The organism is Pseudomonas sp. zfem004 (genome assembly GCF_032621715.1).
Classification (GTDB): Bacteria; Pseudomonadota; Gammaproteobacteria; order Pseudomonadales; family Pseudomonadaceae; genus Aquipseudomonas; species Aquipseudomonas sichuanensis.
Window position 1 is genome coordinate 48,696 of record NZ_JAVYJF010000006.1, and the last position, 18,693, is coordinate 67,388.

Genomic DNA, 18,693 nt, shown 5'->3' on the forward strand with positions numbered 1-18,693 from the left:
GNCAGGCAAGACTGCGTGGGAGCGGGCTTGCCCCGCGATGCATTCTGCAACCAACCGCTGGCCTCCAGGCGAGGCAAGCGAACGGCAATACGCTACAATCCCGCCCTTGTCGTTCAGCACTGCTACAGGACTTTCCATGTCGGTCTCCTTCATTCACCTTCGCGTGCATTCCGAATTCTCCCTGGTCGACGGCCTGGTGCGGATCAAGCCGCTGGCCAAGGCCCTGGCCGGGATGAACATGCCGGCGGTGGCGATCACCGACCAGAGCAACATGTGCTCCCTGGTGAAGTTCTACAAGACCGCCATGGGCGCCGGTATCAAGCCGATCTGTGGCGCGGACCTGTGGCTGGCGGGCAGCGATCCCGAGGCACCGCTGTCGCGGATCTGTTTCCTGGCCATGAACCCCCAGGGCTATCGCAACCTCACCGAGCTGATCTCCCGTGGCTGGACCGACGGCCAGCGCAACGGCCTGGTGATCATCCAGCGCGACTGGATCGCCCCGGCCAGCGAGGGCCTGATCGCCCTGTCCGCAGGCAAGGAAGGCGATATCGGCGCGGCGTTGATGGCGGGGCGCGAGCATGAGGCCGAGGCCTTGCTCGGCGACTGGATGGGCATGTTCCCGGAGCGCTTCTACGTCGAGGTGCAGCGCACCAACCGCGCCGGTGACGAAGAATACGTGCACGCCGCCGTGGCCCTGGCCGACAAGCTCGGCGCGCCGCTGGTGGCGACCAACGACGTGCGTTTCATCAAGCAGTCGGACTTCGACGCCCATGAAACCCGGGTCTGCATCGGCGAAGGCTGGACCCTCGACGATCCGCGTCGGCCACGTGGCTACAGCGACCAGCAGTACCTCAAGTCCGCCGAAGAGATGGCCGAGCTGTTCAGCGACCTGCCCGACGCCATCGCCAACACCGTGGAAATCGCCAAGCGCTGCAACATCACCGTGCAGTTGGGCAAGTACTTCCTGCCCGATTTCCCCACGCCCAATGGCATGGGCATCGACGACTACCTGCGCCATGTCTCCCACGAAGGCCTGGAAGAGCGCCTGGCGGTGCTCTGGCCGAAAGAGACCACGCCAAACTACGAAGAGAAGCGCCAGGTCTACCTGGACCGCCTGAAGTTCGAACTGGACATCATCATCCAGATGGGCTTCCCCGGTTACTTCCTGATCGTTATGGACTTCATCAAGTGGGCCAAGAACAACGACGTGCCGGTTGGCCCGGGCCGGGGCTCGGGTGCCGGCTCGCTGGTAGCCTATGTACTGAAGATCACCGACCTCGACCCGCTGGCCTACGACCTGCTGTTCGAACGTTTCCTCAACCCTGAACGTATTTCCATGCCCGACTTCGACGTCGACTTCTGCATGGATGGCCGCGACCGGGTGATCGACTACGTGGCCGAGGCCTATGGCCGCAATGCGGTCAGCCAGATCATCACCTTCGGCACCATGGCCGCCAAGGCGGTGGTGCGCGACGTGGCGCGGGTGCAGGGCAAGTCGTACGGCCTGGCCGACCGGCTGTCGAAGATGATCCCGTTCGAAGTGGGCATGACCCTGGAGAAGGCCTACGAGCAGGAAGAAATCCTGCGCGACTTCCTCAAGAGTGACGAGGACGGCCGTGAAATCTGGGACATGGCACTCAAGCTCGAAGGCGTCACCCGTGGTACCGGCAAGCACGCCGGTGGTGTGGTAATCGCCCCGACCAAGCTCACCGACTTCTCACCGATCGCCTGTGACGAAGAGGGCGGCGGCCTGGTGACCCAGTTCGACAAGGACGACGTCGAGGCTGCAGGCCTGGTGAAGTTCGACTTCCTCGGCCTGCGTACGCTGACCATCATCAAATGGGCGATGGAGATCATCAATCGCGAGCAGAAGAAGAACAATCTGCCCCACGTGAACATCGACTTCATCCCGCTGGATGACCGCAAGACCTACGAGCTGCTGCAAAAGGCCGAGACCACGGCTGTGTTCCAGCTCGAATCCCGCGGCATGAAAGAGCTGATCAAGAAGCTCAAGCCCGACTGCCTGGAAGACCTGATCGCACTGGTGGCGTTGTTCCGCCCGGGCCCGCTGCAGTCGGGCATGGTGGACGACTTCATCAACCGCAAGCACGGCCGCGCCGAGCTGGCCTACCCGCACGCCGACTACCAGTACGAAGGCCTCAAGCCGGTACTGGCGCCCACCTACGGCATCATCCTGTACCAGGAACAGGTGATGCAGATCGCCCAGGTGATGGCCGGCTACACCCTCGGCGGCGCCGACATGCTTCGCCGGGCGATGGGTAAGAAAAAGCCCGAGGAGATGGCCAAGCAACGTGGCGGTTTCATCGAGGGTTGCGTTGGCAACAACATCGATGCCGACTTGGCCGGTAACATCTTCGACCTGGTAGAGAAATTCGCCGGTTACGGCTTCAACAAGTCCCACTCCGCGGCCTATGGCCTGGTTTCCTACCAGACCGCCTGGCTGAAGACTCACTACCCGGCGCCGTTCATGGCCGCGGTACTGTCGGCGGACATGCACAACACCGACAAGGTGGTGGTGCTGGTCGAGGAAGTGCGCAGCATGAAGCTGCGTCTCGATGCGCCGGACGTGAACTTCTCCGACTTCAAGTTCGCCGTCAACGACGATGGCCGCATCGTCTATGGCCTGGGTGCGATCAAGGGCGTGGGCGAGGGGCCGGTGGAGGCGATTGTCGAGGCGCGGGCGCAAGGTGGCCCGTTCAAGGACCTGTTCGACTTCTGCGAACGCATCGACCTCAAGCGGGTCAACAAGCGTACCCTCGACGCGCTGATCCGCAGCGGTGCGCTGGACCGCCTGGGCCCGCACTTCCATGACGAGATCAAGGCCTACCAGGCCAACATCGACATCAACCGCGCCACCTTGCTGTCGGCGCTGGGCGAGGCCGTCAAGGCTGCCGAGCAGGCGGCGCATACCGCAGACAGTGGCCACGTCGACCTGTTCGGCAGCATGTTCGACGCGGCGGATGTCGACGTCTACGCCAACCACCGCAAGGTGCGCGAGCTGACGCTCAAGGAGCGCCTCAAGGGCGAAAAGGACACCCTCGGGCTGTATCTTACCGGCCACCCAATCGACGAATACGAGACCGAGATCCGCCGCTTCGCCCGCCAGCGCATCGTCGACCTCAAGCCGGCGCGTGACACCCAGACCATTGCCGGGATGATCATTGCCCTGCGGGTGATGAAGAACAAGAAAGGCGACAAGATGGGCTTCGTGACCCTGGACGACCGCTCCGGGCGCATCGAAGCCTCGCTGTTCGCCGACGCCTTCATGGCCGCGCAGGCGCTGCTGCAGACCGACGCCATGGTGGTGGTGGAAGGGGAGGTCAGCAACGATGACTTCTCCGGCGGCCTGCGCCTGCGGGTCAAGACCGTGATGACCATGGAGGATGCACGCACCAAGCTGGCCGAGAGCCTGCGCCTGAAAGTCGCCCATGAGGCGCTCAAGGGCGATCGGCTGAAGTGGCTGGGCGAGCTGATCACCCGTCATCGCGGGGGCTGCCCGATCACCCTGGAGTACACCGGCAGCGACGCCAAAGCCATGCTGCAGTTCGGCGAGCAGTGGTGTATCGACCCGGCCGATGGCTTGATTCAGGCACTGCGTGACCAGTTCGGGCGTGAGAACGTCTTCCTGCAATACCGTTGAAACGACGCATTTTAATCTCGACCTTTATGCGCCTGATCCCTTAAGGTAGGGCGCCACACGGATCAACCGGCCGGCCGCCTGGCCGTAGACCCAAGACGGAAGCCTATGAACCCGAATTTCCTCGATTTCGAACAGCCGATTGCCGACCTGCAAGCCAAGATCGAAGAGCTGCGCCTGGTGGGCAACGACAACTCGCTGAACATCAGCGATGAAATTGCCCGTCTGCAGGACAAGAGCAGCACTCTGACCGAGAGCATCTTCGGCAACCTGACCAGCTGGCAGATCGCGCGCCTGGCCCGTCACCCGCGCCGCCCGTATACCCTCGACTACATCGACCACATCTTCACCGAGTTCGAAGAGCTGCACGGCGACCGTCACTTCGCCGACGACGCCGCCATCGTCGGTGGTACTGCGCGCCTCAACGACAAGCCGGTGATGGTCATCGGTCATCAGAAAGGCCGCGAAGTGCGCGAGAAGGTTCGCCGCAACTTCGGCATGCCGCGCCCTGAGGGCTACCGCAAGGCGTGCCGCCTGATGGAGATGGCCGAGCGCTTCAAGATGCCGATCCTGACCTTCATCGATACCCCGGGCGCCTACCCGGGCATCGACGCCGAAGAGCGCAACCAGAGCGAAGCCATCGCCTGGAACCTGCGTGTCATGGCGCGCCTGAAGACCCCGATCATCGCCACCGTGATCGGTGAAGGTGGTTCCGGCGGTGCACTGGCCATTGGCGTGTGCGACCAGCTGAACATGCTGCAGTACTCGACCTACTCGGTGATCTCGCCGGAAGGCTGTGCCTCGATCCTGTGGAAGACCGCCGACCGTGCCGCCGACGCTGCCGAGGCCATGGGCGTGACCGCCGATCGCCTGAAGAGCCTGAACATCGTCGACAAGGTCATCCAGGAGCCGCTGGGCGGCGCCCACCGTGATCCGGCCAAGGTCTCTGCAAGCATCCGTGCCGACCTGATCGAACAGCTGGACATGCTCGGCAAGCTCGACAACGAAGCGCTGCTCAAGCGCCGTTACGATCGCCTGATGAGCTACGGCCTCTGATCGTAGTCTGACGCCCTCGATCGCGGGGCTAGCCCGCTCCCACGTTCTGTAGCGTGGGAGCGGGCTAGCCCCGCGATGCGATTTGAAGAGGGACTACTATGCTCGACCTCGCTGCGCAACTCTCTCCCTGGCTCAACGCCCCCGCGTGGTACATCGCCTTCTCCGGCGGCCTCGATTCCACCGTCCTCCTGCACCTGCTGGCCGACTACGCCCGCCACCACCCCGCGCCGCCGCTGCGTGCCGTCCATGTGCATCATGGTCTGCAGGCTGCCGCCGATGCATGGCCCGCCCATTGCAAAACCGTCTGTGATGCCCTGGGCATCGAGTTGGAAGTCATTTGCGTGCAGGTAGCCCCGGGTGCCAGCCTCGAGCAGGCTGCCCGCGATGCGCGCTACACCGCCTTCGAAAAGCTGCTCGCCCCGGGCGCCGTGCTGTTCACCGGCCAGCACCGTGATGATCAGGCCGAGACCCTGCTGTTCCGCCTGCTGCGCGGCGCCGGATTGCGTGGCCTGTCGGCCATGCCCGAGGCGCGACCGCTGGGGCAGGGTGGGCTCGTTCGCCCAATGCTCAAACTGTCGCGCGAGCAATTGCAGGCCTATGCCCGGAGCAAGGGGCTGGTGTGGGTCGATGATCCCAGCAATACCGACACCACCTTCGCCCGCAACTACCTGCGTGGTGAGGTGTTGCCGCTGCTCAGGCAGCGCTGGCCCCAGGCCGAAGCCAATCTGGCGCGCAGCGCCGAGCACTTGGGCGAGGCATTGGGCTTGCTGGACGAGCTGGCCGCAGCCGACCTGGCGACGGCCTGCGGCAATGCGCCGCTGCCCTGGCTCGGGCTGGACTCCCTCGACCTCGCCACCCTCGCGGCGTTGTCGCCGGCGCGCCAGCGCAATGCCCTGCAATACTGGCTTGGCCGGCGCACCCGGTTGCCCGACAGCCGCCACTGGGCGGGCTGGAACGATCTGCGCGACGCCGCAGCCGACGCCCGGCCGGTGTGGCGCCTGACTGATGGCGAGCTGCAGCGCAGCCATGGACGCATCTGGTGGTTGAGTGGCGAGTGGCAGCGCACGCCATCGGCGCAGCCGGCCTGGCAGGATCCGACCCAGCCGCTGGCATTGCCGGGCAACGGCCATGTGCGCTTGGCCGCGCAATCAACCGCTGCGGGCCTGCGCATTGCCTATCGCCAGGGCGGCGAAGTGCTGGAGCTTCCCGGCCGTGGCCGACGCGACCTCAAGCGCCTGCTCAACGAGCTGCAGGTCCCGCATTTCGTGCGTCCGCGTCTGCCGCTGCTGTATCAGGGCGAGCGCTTGCTGGCGGTGGCCAACCTGCCCGAGCTGGGGGCGGCAAATTGCCAGTTGCACTGGCAGCCGCCGACCAGCGTGCAAGGTTTGAGCTGAAGGGTACATTCCGGTAGACTACCCTCCCTTCTTGATACAACTTCTGTGGGTTCCTCGAAAACACAGGGGTTGCCGATTACCAAGCAGTTTTTTGCTGGGCTGATTCTTAAAATGACGAGCGAGCTCCATGCCGGGGATACCCCTGGTCTGTACAGACGCGGCAGTTGTTCGAGATGCACTGTGATTGACGCAGGTGATCGGGGGCTTCGGCCTTCCTTCGCTTTCTCCGGCGGCCCATGCCGCCTTAACGCAGACTTCTAGGGTTTTTCATGACGCGCTACATATTCGTCACGGGCGGTGTTGTTTCTTCATTGGGGAAAGGCATTGCCTCGGCTTCCCTGGCGGCCATCCTGGAAGCGCGGGGGCTCAAAGTCACCATGCTCAAGCTGGACCCGTACATCAACGTCGACCCGGGCACCATGAGCCCGTTCCAGCACGGTGAAGTATTCGTCACCCACGACGGCGCCGAGACCGACCTCGACCTGGGCCACTACGAGCGGTTCATCCGCACCACGATGACCCAGAACAACAACTTCACCACCGGCCGTATCTACGAGCACGTGCTGCGCAAGGAGCGCCGTGGTGACTACCTGGGCGCGACCATCCAGGTCATCCCGCACATCACCGACGAAATCAAGCGCCGCATCATCAAGGGCGCCGGCGATGCCGACGTCGCGCTGGTCGAGATCGGCGGCACCGTGGGTGACATCGAGTCGCAGCCGTTCCTCGAGGCCATCCGCCAGCTGCGCGTCGAAGTGGGCTCCAAGCGCGCCATGCTGATGCACCTGACGCTGGTGCCGTACATCGCCACCGCCGGTGAGACCAAGACCAAGCCGACCCAGCACTCGGTCAAGGAGCTGCGCTCCATCGGCCTGCAGCCTGACGTGCTGATCTGCCGTTCCGACCACCCGGTCGACGCCTCGTCGCGCCGCAAGATCGCGCTGTTCACCAACGTTGAAGAGCGTGCGGTGATTTCGCTGGAAGACGTCGACACCATCTACAAGATCCCTGGCGTACTGCACGCACAAGGCCTGGACGACTTCGTCGTCGAGCGCTTCGCCCTGCAGTGCAACAGCGCCGACCTGTCCGAGTGGGACAAGGTGGTCGATGCCAAGCTCAATCCTGAGCAGGAAGTGACCATCGCCATGGTCGGCAAGTACATGGAGCTGCTGGACGCGTACAAGTCGCTGATCGAAGCGATGAGCCACGCCGGCATCACCAACCGCACCAAGGTCAACCTGCGCTACATCGACTCCGAAGACATCGAGAACCAGGGCACCAGCCTGCTCGAAGGCGCCGATGCCATCCTGGTCCCGGGCGGTTTCGGCCTGCGCGGTGTGGAAGGCAAGATCACCGCGGTGCAGTACGCCCGTGAGAACAAGGTCCCGTACCTGGGCATCTGCCTCGGCATGCAGGTGGCCGTGATCGAATTCGCCCGTAACGTGATGGGCTGGAAAGACGCCAACTCCACCGAGTTCGACCGCAACAGCGGCCACCCGGTCGTCGGCCTGATCACCGAGTGGGCAGACGCCACCGGCGCGGTCGAGACCCGTACCGAAGCTTCCGACCTGGGCGGCACCATGCGCCTGGGCGCACAGGACTGCCAGCTGGCATCGGGCTCGAAAGTGCACGACTGCTACGGCAAGGACATCATCACCGAGCGTCACCGTCACCGCTACGAAGTGAACAACAACCTGCTGCCGCAACTGGTCGACGCCGGCCTGGTGGTCTCGGGTCGTTCCGAAGACGGCGCGCTGGTGGAAGTGGTCGAGTCCAAGGACCACCCATGGTTCGTCGCCTGCCAGTTCCACCCGGAGTTCACCTCGACGCCGCGTGACGGTCACCCGCTGTTCAGCGGCTTCGTCAAGGCAGCCCTGGCACAGAAGAACAAGGCCTGATCCATGACTCAGAAGATCATTCGCGTCGGTAACATCGAGATCGCCAACGACAAGCCGTTCGTCCTGTTCGGCGGCATGAACGTCCTGGAATCCCGTGACCTGGCCCTGAAGGTCTGCGAGGAGTACGTGCGGGTGACCGAGAAACTCGGCATCCCGTACGTGTTCAAGGCCAGCTTCGACAAGGCCAACCGCTCGTCGGTGACCTCGTACCGTGGCCCGGGCATGGAAGAAGGCCTGAAGATCTTCGAAGAGATCAAGCAGACCTTCAACGTGCCGGTGATCACCGACGTGCACGAGCCCTACCAGTGCGAGCCGGTGGCCAAGGTGTGCGACATCATCCAGTTGCCGGCCTTCCTGTCACGCCAGACCGACCTGGTGGTGGCGATGGCCAAGACCGGTGCGGTGATCAACATCAAGAAGGCCCAGTTCCTTGCGCCCCACGAGATGAAGCACATCCTCGCCAAGTGCGTCGAAGCCGGCAACGACCAGCTCATCCTGTGTGAGCGCGGTTCGAGCTTCGGCTACAACAACCTGGTGGTGGACATGCTCGGCTTCGGGATCATGAAGCAGTTCGAGTACCCGGTGTTCTTCGACGTCACCCACTCGCTGCAGACGCCGGGCGGCCGTGCCGACTCCGCCGGCGGCCGCCGTGCCCAGGTCACCGACCTGGCCAAGGCCGGCATGAGCCAGGGCCTGGCCGGGCTGTTCCTCGAAGCCCACCCGGACCCGGACAACGCCAAGTGCGACGGCCCGTGTGCCCTGCGCCTGGACAAGCTGGAGCCGTTCCTCGCCCAGCTCAAGCAGCTGGACGACCTGGTGAAAAGTTTTCCGACGGTAGAAACCGCGTAAAGCTCATTTCTCGGGTAAAGTACCGCCCGTTCCACCCCCTGACCTATCGGTCAGGGGGCTCCCTTCATCAGGCCTGCCCGTGCCATGTCGCCTGGTGAACGGCAAGAATTCCCAAAAGTTGCGTTAGTTTCGTCAATTCTGGAGTGCTTACAACAATGGCAAAGATCGTCGACATCAAAGGTCGTGAAGTTCTCGATTCCCGTGGCAACCCCACCGTGGAAGCCGACGTGCTGCTCGACAACGGCATCATCGGCAGCGCCTGCGCGCCGTCGGGTGCTTCCACTGGCTCGCGCGAAGCGCTGGAGCTGCGTGATGGCGACAAGAGCCGTTACCTGGGCAAGGGCGTGCTGAAGGCCGTCGCCAACATCAACGGCCCGATCCGCGAGCTGCTGCTGGGCAAGGACCCATCGGACCAGAAAGCCCTGGACCGCGCCATGATCGAACTGGACGGTACCGAGAACAAGGCCAAGCTGGGCGCCAACGCCATCCTGGCTGTCTCGCTGGCTGCCGCCAAGGCCGCCGCCCAGGACCACGACCTGCCGCTGTACGCGCACATCGCCAACCTCAACGGCACCCCGGGCCAGTACTCCATGCCGGTACCGATGATGAACATCATCAACGGCGGCGAGCACGCCGACAACAACGTCGACATCCAGGAGTTCATGGTGCAGCCGGTCGGCGCCAAGACCTTCTCCGACGGCCTGCGCATGGGCACCGAGATCTTCCACCACCTCAAAGCCGTGCTCAAGGCCCGTGGCCTGAACACCGCCGTCGGTGACGAAGGTGGCTTCGCGCCGAACCTGGCATCCAACGAAGACGCCCTGGCCGCCATCGCCGAAGCCGTCGAGAAAGCCGGCTACAAGCTGGGCACCGACGTGACCCTGGCCCTGGACTGCGCCGCTTCCGAGTTCTACGAAGACGGCAAGTACAACCTGTCCGGTGAAGGCAAGTCGTTCGACGCCGAAGGTTTCGCCGAGTACCTCAAAGGCCTGACCGAGCGCTTCCCGATCATCTCGATCGAAGACGGCCTGGACGAGTCCGACTGGGCTGGCTGGAAAATCCTCACCGACAAGATCGGCAAGAAAGTCCAGCTGGTGGGCGACGACCTGTTCGTGACCAACACCAAGATCCTCAAGGAAGGCATCGAGAAGGGCATCGGTAACTCGATCCTGATCAAGTTCAACCAGATCGGCTCGCTGACCGAAACCCTGGAAGCCATCCAGATGGCCAAGGCCGCCGGCTACACCGCGGTGATCTCGCACCGTTCGGGTGAAACCGAGGACTCGACCATCGCCGACCTGGCCGTGGGTACCGCTGCTGGCCAGATCAAGACCGGCTCGCTGTGCCGCTCCGACCGCGTCAGCAAGTACAACCAGCTGCTGCGTATCGAAGAGCAACTGGGTGCCAAGGCCGTCTACCGTGGCCGCGCCGAGTTTCGCGGCTGAGCAAGAGATGGTAAAAAGGCAGCAGCCGAGGCAGCCTGAACATTCGTACTGAATGTTCAGATGCTTCACACGGGTTTCTGTCGACGAAGCCTGGCCTCGGCCAGGCTTCGTGCTATCGGAAGCTCGCTGCGGCGGCCTTATACCCTGGATATCTTCATGCGCAGTCCCTATTGGTTGTTTCTCGTTCTGCTCCTGCTGCTCGGCGGCCTGCAATATCGCCTTTGGGTGGGCAATGGCAGCCTGGCGCAAGTGACCGAGCTCAAGCAGCAGATTGACGAACAGCACGCCGAGAACGAACGGCTGCTGGAGCGTAATCGCGTGCTCGATGCGGAAGTCACGGAGTTGAAGAAAGGTATGGAGACCGTGGAAGAACGGGCTCGACATGAACTGGGGATGGTCAAGGAGGGCGAAACCCTCTACCAGCTGCCGCAAAAATGACCCAGCAATTGCCGGCCTTCTGGGCCGTGATTCCTGCCGCGGGCGTTGGTGCCCGCATGGCTGCCGACCGGCCCAAGCAGTATCTGCAATTGGGCGGGCAGACAATCCTCGAGCATAGCCTCGACTGTTTTCTAGGCCACCCCGCGCTCAAGGGCGTGGTGGTCAGCATTGCCGATCAAGACCCTTACTGGCCCGGCCTGCGCTGTGCCAGCGATGGGCGCATCCAGCGTGCCCCGGGCGGGCGCGAACGTGCCGATTCGGTGCTCAATGCCTTGCTGTTGCTGCATGCCCAGGGGGCGTCGGACGACGACTGGGTATTGGTGCACGATGCGGCGCGGCCGAACCTGGCACGTAGCGACCTGGACCGCCTGCTGGCTGAGCTTGCCGACGATCCGGTGGGCGGCCTGCTGGCGGTCCCGGCCCGAGATACCCTCAAGCGTGCCGGCGCCGATGGCCGGGTGAGCGCCACGGTGGATCGCAGTACCGTCTGGCAGGCGTATACGCCGCAGATGTTCCGTTTGGGCATGCTGCACCGGGCGCTGGCCGAGTGCCTGGTGTCGGATGTGGCGGTCACCGATGAGTCCTCCGCCATCGAGTGGGCCGGCTACGCACCACGGCTGATCGAAGGGCGCAGCGACAACATCAAGGTGACCCGGCCGGAAGACCTGGAGTGGTTGCGCCAGCGCTGGGCAGGGCGCCGTTGAAAGTCGTACTCCTGTACCGGCCCCTTCGCGGGTAAACCCGCTCCCACAGGGTCCTGCGGGCTTCTGATCCTGTGAGATCCTGTGGGAGCGGGTTCACCCGCGAAGAGGCCAGCAAGGCCACCACTCCGTTTCAGCCCTGCCGATACTCCGGCAATTGCGCCAGCCCTTCCTTGAGATAGTCCACCAACCGTCGCACCTTCGGCGACAGATGCCGCTGCTGCGGATACAGCGCCCACACCGCCGTATTGGGCGGCTGGTGCGCCTCCAGCAATGACACCAGCGCGCCACTGTGCAGGTGCTCCAGCACGTAATAATCCGGTAGCTGACACAAGCCCATCCCCTGCAACGCCGCATCCAGCACCGCCTGCCCGCTGTTGCAACGCCAGTTGCCCTGCACCCGCTGGCTGAATTCACGCCCATCCTGCTGCAGTGCCCACAGGTCGGAGCTGCCGATCAGGCAATTGTGCCGCGCCAGTTCCGACAGGCTGTGGGGGCGGCCATAACGCTCAAGGTAGGCGGGCGAGGCGCACAGGTACATGCGCCGAGGCGCCAGGCGCGTGGCGACCAGCCGCGAGTCCTGCAGGCGGCCCAGGCGGATCGCCATGTCCATGCCTTCATGCAGCAGGTCGAGGGTGCGGTTGGTCAGTTCCACCTCGACCCGCAATTGCGGGTACTGCGCCATGAACCGCGTCACCAGCGGCACGATGAACCGTTCGCCGTAGGCAACGGCGCAGGTCATGCGCAGCAGGCCTTTGGGTTCGCTCGCCAGGTCGCCCATGGCGCGCAGCGCTTCTTCACGGCCATCCTGCAGGCGCTGGCAATGCTGCAGGAAAGTCTGCCCGGCTTCGCTCAGGGTCACCCGCCGGGTGCTGCGGTACAGCAGGCGGGTTTGCAGGCGTTCTTCAAGGCGGGCGATCTGCCGGCTGATATGGGACGAGGACACCCCCAGGCGCTCGGCGGCCGCGGTGAACTGGCCTGACTCGGCGACCGCGACGAACTCGTCGATGCCTTCCCAGCGACTGCTCATGGATTATCCCTGTATGGCAATAATGTTTTTTAGTTGGCCTGATTATTCATCAAATAGGCATGAATTACACTGCGAGACTGATATCGACACTCTGTCTGGAGACCCATGATGATCAAGTCCCGTGCTGCCGTAGCCTTCGAGGCCAAGAAACCCCTGGAAATCGTCGAAGTGGACGTGGCCATGCCCAAGGCCGGTGAAGTGCTGTTGCGCGTGGTCGCCTCCGGGGTCTGCCACACCGACGCCTACACCCTGTCCGGCGCCGACCCGGAGGGTATCTTCCCGTCGATCCTCGGCCATGAGGGCGGGGCGATCGTCGAGGCGGTTGGCGAGGGCGTCACCTCGGTGGCGGTCGGTGACCATGTGATCCCGCTGTACACCCCGGAATGCGGCAAGTGCAAATTCTGCCTGTCGGGCAAGACCAACCTGTGCCAGGCGATCCGCGCCACCCAAGGCAAGGGCCTGATGCCCGACGGCACCACCCGCTTCAGCTACAAGGGCCAGCAGCTGTTCCACTACATGGGTACCTCGACCTTCTCCGAGTACACCGTGCTGCCGGAAATCTCCGTGGCCAAGATCCAGAAGGAAGCGCCGCTGGAGAAGGTCTGCCTGCTCGGCTGCGGCGTGACCACCGGCATCGGTGCGGTGCTCAACACCGCCAAGGTCAAGCCGGGTGACACCGTGGCCATCTTCGGCCTGGGCGGCATTGGCTTGTCGGCGGTGATCGGTGCCGTCAAGGCCAAGGCCTCGCGCATCATCGCCATCGACATCAACCCGGCCAAGTTCGAGATCGCCCGCCAATTGGGCGCCACCGACTGCATCAACCCGAAGGACTACGACCGCCCGATCCAGGAGGTCATCGTCGACCTGACCGACGGCGGCGTGGACTTCTCCTTCGAGTGCATCGGCAACGTGCAGCTGATGCGTGCGGCGCTGGAGTGCTGCCACAAGGGCTGGGGCGAGTCGGTGATCATCGGCGTGGCCGGTGCCGGCCAGGAAATCGCCACCCGTCCGTTCCAGCTGGTCACCGGCCGCGTCTGGCGCGGTTCGGCGTTCGGTGGCGTGCGTGGCCGCAGCGAGCTGCCGAGCTACGTGGAGATGTCCGAGAAGGGCGAGATCCCGCTGGACACCTTCATTACCCACACCATGGGCCTGGAAGACATCAACAAGGCCTTCGACCTGATGCACGAAGGCAAGAGCATCCGTAGCGTTATCCACTTCTGAGGCCCCTGCCATGACGCTGGAAAACATCTCCTGCCAGAAAAGCTTCGGCGGCTGGCACAAGCGCTACCGGCACAGCTCCAAGGTGCTCGGTTGCGACATGGTGTTCGCCGTGTACCTGCCGCCCCAGGCCGAGCAGGGCGAGAAGCTGCCGGTGCTGTACTGGCTCAGCGGCCTGACCTGCACCGACGAGAACTTCATGCAGAAGGCCGGCGCCCAGCGTCTGGCCGCAGAGCTTGGGCTGATCATCGTCGCCCCTGATACCAGCCCGCGTGGCGAAGGTGTGCCGGGTGATCCGGAGGGCGCCTGGGACTTCGGCCTGGGTGCCGGCTTCTACCTCAACGCCACCCAGCAGCCCTGGGCCCAGCACTACCGCATGCACGACTATGTGGTGGACGAACTGCCGGCACTGATCGAGGCGCACTTCCCTGCGTCCGATCAGCGCAGCATCAGCGGCCACTCCATGGGCGGGCATGGCGCGCTGGTCTGCGCCCTGCGCAACCCGGGGCGTTATCGATCGGTGTCGGCGTTCTCGCCGATCAGCAACCCGATGGATTGCCCTTGGGGCGAGAAGGCCTTCAGCCGCTACCTGGGCGAAGACCGGGCGCGCTGGCGCGAGTGGGATGCCAGTGTGCTGCTGGCCGAGGCGGGTGAATGCCCGCCGCTGCTGGTGGACCAGGGGGATCGCGACGACTTCCTCGAAAAACAGCTCAAGCCAGAGGCGCTGGAGCAGGCCGCCCGCAAGGGCGGGCATGGGCTGACCCTGCGTTTGCAGCCGGGTTACGACCATAGCTACTACTTCATCGCCAGCTTCATCGATGAGCACCTGCGCCATCATGCGGTGGCACTGGGCAGGGTCTGACAACCTCGCGGGGCAAGCCCGCTCCCACTCCGAGCGTGGGAGCGGGCTTGCCCCGCGATAGGCCTGCTCCAACCCCCCAATCCCCTGCAAAGCAGGTAGAATCACGCCCTGTCTCAATCAGGGCGTTTTTCTATGCGTATTGGCCATGGCTACGATGTCCACCGTTTCGCCGACGGTGATTTCATTACCCTGGGCGGGGTGCGTATCCCCCACAAATACGGCCTGTTGGCCCATTCCGATGGTGACGTGCTGCTGCACGCCCTGAGCGATGCCCTGCTTGGCGCTGCGGCGCTGGGCGACATCGGCAAGCACTTCCCCGACACCGACCCGCAGTTCAAGGGCGCCGACAGCCGCGTGCTGCTGCGCCATGTGCTGGGTGTCGTGCGCAACAAGGGCTGGAAGGTCGGCAACGTCGACGCCACCATCGTCGCCCAGGCGCCGAAAATGGCCCCGCATATCGAAACCATGCGCCAGCGCATCGCCGAAGACCTGCAGGTCGAGCTCGACCAGGTCAACGTCAAGGCCACCACCGAAGAAAAGCTGGGCTTCACCGGCCGTGAGGAGGGGATCGCCGTGCACGCGGTTGCCCTGTTGCTGCCGGTATGAACGAACTGCAACTGCTGGGGCCGCGCGCCTCGGGTGACGCCCTGGGTACTGCGGTGCTCAAGGCGGTGGCCGAAGATTTCCAGGTCGACGAAGTGCTCGACATCCCGCTGTCCGGCCAGGGCGAGCACCTGTGGCTGTGGGTCGAGAAGCGTGACCTCAACACCGAAGAAGCCGCCCGCCGCCTGGCGCGCGCCGCTGGCGTACCGGTGCGTTCGATCAGCTATGCCGGCCTCAAGGACCGTCAGGCCCTGACCCGCCAGTGGTTCAGCCTGCACCTGCCGGGCAAGGCCGACCCAGACCTGTCCCGTGCCGAAGACGAAACCCTGCGTGTGCTCAAGCAGGTGCGCCACCAGCGCAAGCTGCAGCGTGGTGCCCATGCGGCCAACGGTTTCACCCTGCGCCTGACCGCGCTGCGGGCCGACCAGCAGGCCCTCGATGCGCGCCTCGAACAACTCAAGCAGCACGGTGTACCCAACTATTTCGGTGGCCAACGTTTCGGCCATGCCGGAGGCAACGTATACGATGCCCAGGATTGGGCGGCGCGCCAGGCGTTGCCGGAGCAACGTAACGTCCGTTCGCGATTGCTCTCGGCGGCGCGCAGCTACCTGTTCAACCAGGTGCTGGCCGCGCGCGTGGCCGATGGCAGCTGGCAGCGCGCCCAGGTCGGCGATTTGCTGGCCTTCACCGACAAACGCAGCTTCTTCCCGGCAGGAGAGGCCGAATGCAGCGATCCGCGGCTGGCGATTCTCGACCTGCACCCAACCGGCCCTCTGTGGGGCGAAGGCGATGCCCCGAGCAGTGGCGCCACGCTGGCGCTCGAATCGGCCATCGCCGAAACGCACCCGGCACTGTGCCAATGGCTGGCGCGTGCCGGCATGGATCACGAACGACGTATTCTGCGGCTCCCTATTGGGCGGCTGACGTGGCATTATCCCGAGCCTGATATCCTGCAACTGGAATTCGTCCTTCCGGCCGGATGCTTCGCCACCGTGGTGGTGCGCGAACTCGTCGATCTGGTGCCGGCAGGGCAGACGGACAGCCCATGCGTATTCTGATTTCGAATGACGACGGTGTTACCGCACCCGGCCTCGCCGCGCTGCATGCTGCGCTGGCGGATTACGCCGAGTGCGCGGTGATTGCCCCGGATCAAGACAAGAGCGGCGCCGGCAGTTCGCTGACGCTGGACCGGCCCCTGCACCCGCAGACATTGGCCAATGGCTTCATCAGCCTCAACGGTACCCCGACCGACTGCGTGCACCTGGGGCTCAACGGCCTGTTGCCGCAAACCCCTGACATGGTGGTGTCCGGTATCAACCTGGGCGCCAACCTGGGCGATGACGTGCTGTATTCCGGCACGGTCGCCGCCGCGCTCGAAGGGCGCTTCCTGGGGGGCACGTCACTGGCCTTCTCGCTGCTCTCGCGGCAAACCGACAACCTGCCGGCGGCGGCCTACATCGCCCGACGCCTGGTCGAGGCGCAGGCACGCCTGGAGCTGCCGCCGCGCACCGTGCTCAACATCAACATCCCCAACCTGCCGTTGGAGCATATCCGTGGCATCCAGCTCACCCGGCTGGGGCATCGGGCACGCGCGGCGGCACCGACCAAGGTGGTCAACCCGCGGGGCAAGGAAGGCTACTGGATCGCCGTGGCCGGCGATGCCGAGGATGGCGGGCCGGGCACTGACTTCCACGCGGTGATGCAGGGCTATGTGTCGATCACCCCGTTGCAGCTGGACCGCACCTTCAATGACGCCTTCGAGCGCTTCGACGGCTGGCTGGAGGGCGTGCTCTGATGCGCGAACAGGACGATCTGATGCGCCGAGGCATCGGCATGACCTCGCAGCGTACCCGGGAGCGGCTGATCCAGCGCTTGTGCGAGGAAGGCGTGTCGAACCCCAAGGTGCTCGACGCGATTCGCCGTACCCCGCGTCACCTGTTCGTCGACGAGGCCCTGGCGCACCGTGCCTATGAAGACACCGCGTTGCCGATCGGCCACAACCAGACCATCTCGCAGCCGTTCATGGTTGCGCACATGAGTGAACTGTTGCTGGAGGCCGGGCCGCTGGACAAGGTGCTGGAGATCGGCACCGGTTCCGGCTACCAGACCGCGATCCTGGCGCAGCTGGTGGAGCGGGTGTTCTCGGTGGAGCGCATCAAAGTCCTGCAGGACCGTGCCAAGGAGCGTCTGGTCGAGCTCAACCTGCGCAACGTGGTGTTCCGCTGGGGCGATGGCTGCGAAGGCTGGCCGGCGCTGGCACCGTACAACGGCATCATCGTCACCGCGGTGGCGCCGGAGGTGCCCCAGGCGCTGCTTGACCAACTGGCGCCCGGCGGGCGCATGGTCATCCCGGTCGGGCCGGCAGGAGAGGTGCAGCAGTTGATGCTGATCGTCCGCGAAGAGCACGGGTTCTCGCGCCGTGTGCTGGGGGCGGTGCGCTTCGTGCCGTTGCTCAACGGCCCGCTGGCCTGACAAAACACGGAATATTTGCGTCAGCAGCGAATTCCCGCGGTCGGGCCCTGTCTATCTGGCGGGGTATCTGGCGTTAGCCGGTTCACTACGGGCCACCCCAAGCGAGGCGGCTCGGTTATAATTGCAACATTATTGCATTTTGCATCGTCATCTTTCGGCACCATGAGGGGAGCGCGGGTGGGTCACACAGGCATTCGGCAGCGCAAGGAACGATCGGTTTTGAAGCTTGTGGTGATTGCGCTGGCCATGGGAACCCTGTTGGCCGGCTGCTCCAGTACCGGCTCGAGCGGTGCGCGCGTGGTCGACCGCAACAATGCTGCGCCCAAGCGCCCGGCCGTCACCTCTGGGCAGTACGTGGTCAAGCCCGGCGACACGCTGTTCTCCATCGCCTTCCGCTATGGCTGGGACTACAAGGAGTTGGCGGCGCGCAACAATATTCCCCCGCCCTATACCATTCGTCCGGGCCAGCCAATTCGCTTCAGCAGTGGTGCCGGTGGCAGTACCACGGTGGTCACCAGCGGCCCATCGTCGTCGAGCAAGACCACCGTCACTCGCCGCCCGGTCGGTACCCCGCCACCGCCGGCGAACAATGGCAAATCGGCCACTTCGGCGTCTTCGTCTTCCTCGCAAACGGTTGCTCAGGTGCCCGCCGCAGAGCGCGCCGTTGGCGGCTGGACGTGGCCGGCGAACGGCGTGCTGATTGGAAAATTCGCTTCAAACGGCAGTTTGAATAAAGGCGTTGATATCGCCGGTGATTTGGGACAGCCTGTTTTTGCTGCCGCTGATGGTGCAGTGGTTTACGCGGGGAGTGGCTTGCGGGGCTACGGCGAGCTGATCATCATCAAGCACAGCGATACCTACGTCAGTGCCTACGGTCACAACCGCAGGCTTTTGGTTCGGGAGGGGCAGCAGGTCAAGGCAGGGCAGACGATCGCAGAGATGGGATCCACGGGCACTGATCGGGTGAAGCTGCATTTCGAGATTCGCCGCCAGGGCAAACCCGTCGACCCACTCCAGTTCCTGCCACGCCGTTGATCATTGTCCCAGCCTGTTCCTCCGACGTAGAGGG

The 18,693-nt window shown here is 64.3% G+C and carries 16 protein-coding genes; 15 read left to right on the forward strand and 1 reads right to left on the reverse strand.

All coding sequences use genetic code 11. The features are described 5' to 3' along the window. Positions 1-136: 136 nt before the first annotated feature. The 8 genes from dnaE (at position 137) to ispD (ending at position 11,442) form a co-directional block, all read left to right on the forward strand. Entirely contained in the window at positions 137-3,661 is a 3,525-nt protein-coding gene (gene dnaE, locus RTH46_RS08295) for a DNA polymerase III subunit alpha (RefSeq protein ID WP_316905411.1), read from the forward strand. Positions 3,662-3,766: 105 nt separating this feature from the next. Beyond that, a complete protein-coding gene (locus RTH46_RS08300) occupies positions 3,767-4,714 on the forward strand; it encodes an acetyl-CoA carboxylase carboxyltransferase subunit alpha (RefSeq protein ID WP_316905412.1) in 948 nt (315 codons plus the stop codon). A gap of 98 nt (positions 4,715-4,812) precedes the next feature. Next, the gene (tilS, locus tag RTH46_RS08305) at positions 4,813-6,108 is read left to right on the forward strand and encodes a tRNA lysidine(34) synthetase TilS (RefSeq protein WP_316905413.1); all 1,296 of its coding nucleotides are present in this window, start codon (positions 4,813-4,815) and stop codon (positions 6,106-6,108) included. A 269-nt stretch (positions 6,109-6,377) separates the two neighbouring features. Next, on the forward strand, positions 6,378-8,006 hold the full coding sequence (locus RTH46_RS08310; RefSeq protein ID WP_110992406.1) for a CTP synthase: 1,629 nt from the start codon (positions 6,378-6,380) through the stop codon (positions 8,004-8,006). A gap of 3 nt (positions 8,007-8,009) precedes the next feature. Beyond that, positions 8,010-8,855 (forward strand): 3-deoxy-8-phosphooctulonate synthase, encoded by an 846-nt coding sequence (gene kdsA, locus RTH46_RS08315; protein ID WP_125859890.1) that lies wholly within the window; start codon positions 8,010-8,012, stop codon positions 8,853-8,855. A gap of 155 nt (positions 8,856-9,010) precedes the next feature. Next, positions 9,011-10,300 carry a phosphopyruvate hydratase gene (eno, locus tag RTH46_RS08320; RefSeq protein ID WP_153787578.1) on the forward strand — a complete coding sequence of 430 codons (1,290 nt, stop codon included), beginning with the start codon at positions 9,011-9,013 and terminating at the stop codon, positions 10,298-10,300. A 156-nt stretch (positions 10,301-10,456) separates the two neighbouring features. Further along, a complete protein-coding gene (ftsB, locus tag RTH46_RS08325; RefSeq protein ID WP_153787579.1) occupies positions 10,457-10,738 on the forward strand; it encodes a cell division protein FtsB in 282 nt (93 codons plus the stop codon). Beyond that, complete coding sequence (gene ispD / locus RTH46_RS08330) at positions 10,735-11,442, forward strand: 2-C-methyl-D-erythritol 4-phosphate cytidylyltransferase (RefSeq protein ID WP_316905414.1); 708 nt, start codon at positions 10,735-10,737, stop codon at positions 11,440-11,442. Before ftsB ends, ispD begins: the two co-directional genes overlap by 4 nt. Before the next feature lie 130 nt (positions 11,443-11,572). Here the strand turns inward: ispD and RTH46_RS08335 are convergent, their stop codons facing one another. Next, positions 11,573-12,469, reverse strand: coding sequence for a LysR substrate-binding domain-containing protein (locus tag RTH46_RS08335; RefSeq protein ID WP_316905415.1), 897 nt, complete (start codon positions 12,467-12,469; stop codon positions 11,573-11,575). A 108-nt stretch (positions 12,470-12,577) separates the two neighbouring features. Between RTH46_RS08335 and RTH46_RS08340 the strand changes: the two genes are divergently transcribed. From RTH46_RS08340 to RTH46_RS08370, 7 genes are all read left to right on the forward strand, one after another. After that, on the forward strand, positions 12,578-13,690 hold the full coding sequence (locus RTH46_RS08340; RefSeq protein ID WP_016712915.1) for an S-(hydroxymethyl)glutathione dehydrogenase/class III alcohol dehydrogenase: 1,113 nt from the start codon (positions 12,578-12,580) through the stop codon (positions 13,688-13,690). A 10-nt stretch (positions 13,691-13,700) separates the two neighbouring features. Continuing rightward, on the forward strand, positions 13,701-14,549 hold the full coding sequence (fghA, locus tag RTH46_RS08345) for an S-formylglutathione hydrolase (RefSeq protein ID WP_125465198.1): 849 nt from the start codon (positions 13,701-13,703) through the stop codon (positions 14,547-14,549). A 132-nt stretch (positions 14,550-14,681) separates the two neighbouring features. Further along, entirely contained in the window at positions 14,682-15,155 is a 474-nt protein-coding gene (ispF, locus tag RTH46_RS08350) for a 2-C-methyl-D-erythritol 2,4-cyclodiphosphate synthase (RefSeq protein WP_125465197.1), read from the forward strand. Further along, positions 15,152-16,210 carry a tRNA pseudouridine(13) synthase TruD gene (gene truD / locus RTH46_RS08355; RefSeq protein WP_316905416.1) on the forward strand — a complete coding sequence of 353 codons (1,059 nt, stop codon included), beginning with the start codon at positions 15,152-15,154 and terminating at the stop codon, positions 16,208-16,210. The genes ispF and truD overlap by 4 nt, the downstream gene beginning before the upstream one ends. Then, a complete protein-coding gene (gene surE / locus RTH46_RS08360) occupies positions 16,198-16,947 on the forward strand; it encodes a 5'/3'-nucleotidase SurE (protein WP_316905417.1) in 750 nt (249 codons plus the stop codon). The genes truD and surE overlap by 13 nt, the downstream gene beginning before the upstream one ends. 38 nt (positions 16,948-16,985) lie before the next feature. Then, a complete protein-coding gene (locus tag RTH46_RS08365; RefSeq protein WP_178125836.1) occupies positions 16,986-17,624 on the forward strand; it encodes a protein-L-isoaspartate(D-aspartate) O-methyltransferase in 639 nt (212 codons plus the stop codon). A gap of 177 nt (positions 17,625-17,801) precedes the next feature. Beyond that, positions 17,802-18,659, forward strand: coding sequence for a peptidoglycan DD-metalloendopeptidase family protein (locus tag RTH46_RS08370; RefSeq protein ID WP_316905418.1), 858 nt, complete (start codon positions 17,802-17,804; stop codon positions 18,657-18,659). Positions 18,660-18,693 lie beyond the last annotated feature (34 nt).

What these genes read in the sequence shown, in the direction of transcription:
- dnaE (WP_316905411.1), top strand. Translation starts at nt 137, where the DNA reads ATGTCGGTCTCCTTCATTCACCTTCGCGTGCATTCCGAATTCTCCCTG.
- RTH46_RS08300 (WP_316905412.1), top strand. Translation starts at nt 3,767, where the DNA reads ATGAACCCGAATTTCCTCGATTTCGAACAGCCGATTGCCGACCTGCAA.
- tilS (WP_316905413.1), top strand. Translation starts at nt 4,813, where the DNA reads ATGCTCGACCTCGCTGCGCAACTCTCTCCCTGGCTCAACGCCCCCGCG.
- RTH46_RS08310 (WP_110992406.1), top strand. Translation starts at nt 6,378, where the DNA reads ATGACGCGCTACATATTCGTCACGGGCGGTGTTGTTTCTTCATTGGGG.
- kdsA (WP_125859890.1), top strand. Translation starts at nt 8,010, where the DNA reads ATGACTCAGAAGATCATTCGCGTCGGTAACATCGAGATCGCCAACGAC.
- eno (WP_153787578.1), top strand. Translation starts at nt 9,011, where the DNA reads ATGGCAAAGATCGTCGACATCAAAGGTCGTGAAGTTCTCGATTCCCGT.
- ftsB (WP_153787579.1), top strand. Translation starts at nt 10,457, where the DNA reads ATGCGCAGTCCCTATTGGTTGTTTCTCGTTCTGCTCCTGCTGCTCGGC.
- ispD (WP_316905414.1), top strand. Translation starts at nt 10,735, where the DNA reads ATGACCCAGCAATTGCCGGCCTTCTGGGCCGTGATTCCTGCCGCGGGC.
- RTH46_RS08335 (WP_316905415.1), bottom strand. Translation starts at nt 12,469, where the DNA reads ATGAGCAGTCGCTGGGAAGGCATCGACGAGTTCGTCGCGGTCGCCGAG.
- RTH46_RS08340 (WP_016712915.1), top strand. Translation starts at nt 12,578, where the DNA reads ATGATCAAGTCCCGTGCTGCCGTAGCCTTCGAGGCCAAGAAACCCCTG.
- fghA (WP_125465198.1), top strand. Translation starts at nt 13,701, where the DNA reads ATGACGCTGGAAAACATCTCCTGCCAGAAAAGCTTCGGCGGCTGGCAC.
- ispF (WP_125465197.1), top strand. Translation starts at nt 14,682, where the DNA reads ATGCGTATTGGCCATGGCTACGATGTCCACCGTTTCGCCGACGGTGAT.
- truD (WP_316905416.1), top strand. Translation starts at nt 15,152, where the DNA reads ATGAACGAACTGCAACTGCTGGGGCCGCGCGCCTCGGGTGACGCCCTG.
- surE (WP_316905417.1), top strand. Translation starts at nt 16,198, where the DNA reads ATGCGTATTCTGATTTCGAATGACGACGGTGTTACCGCACCCGGCCTC.
- RTH46_RS08365 (WP_178125836.1), top strand. Translation starts at nt 16,986, where the DNA reads ATGACCTCGCAGCGTACCCGGGAGCGGCTGATCCAGCGCTTGTGCGAG.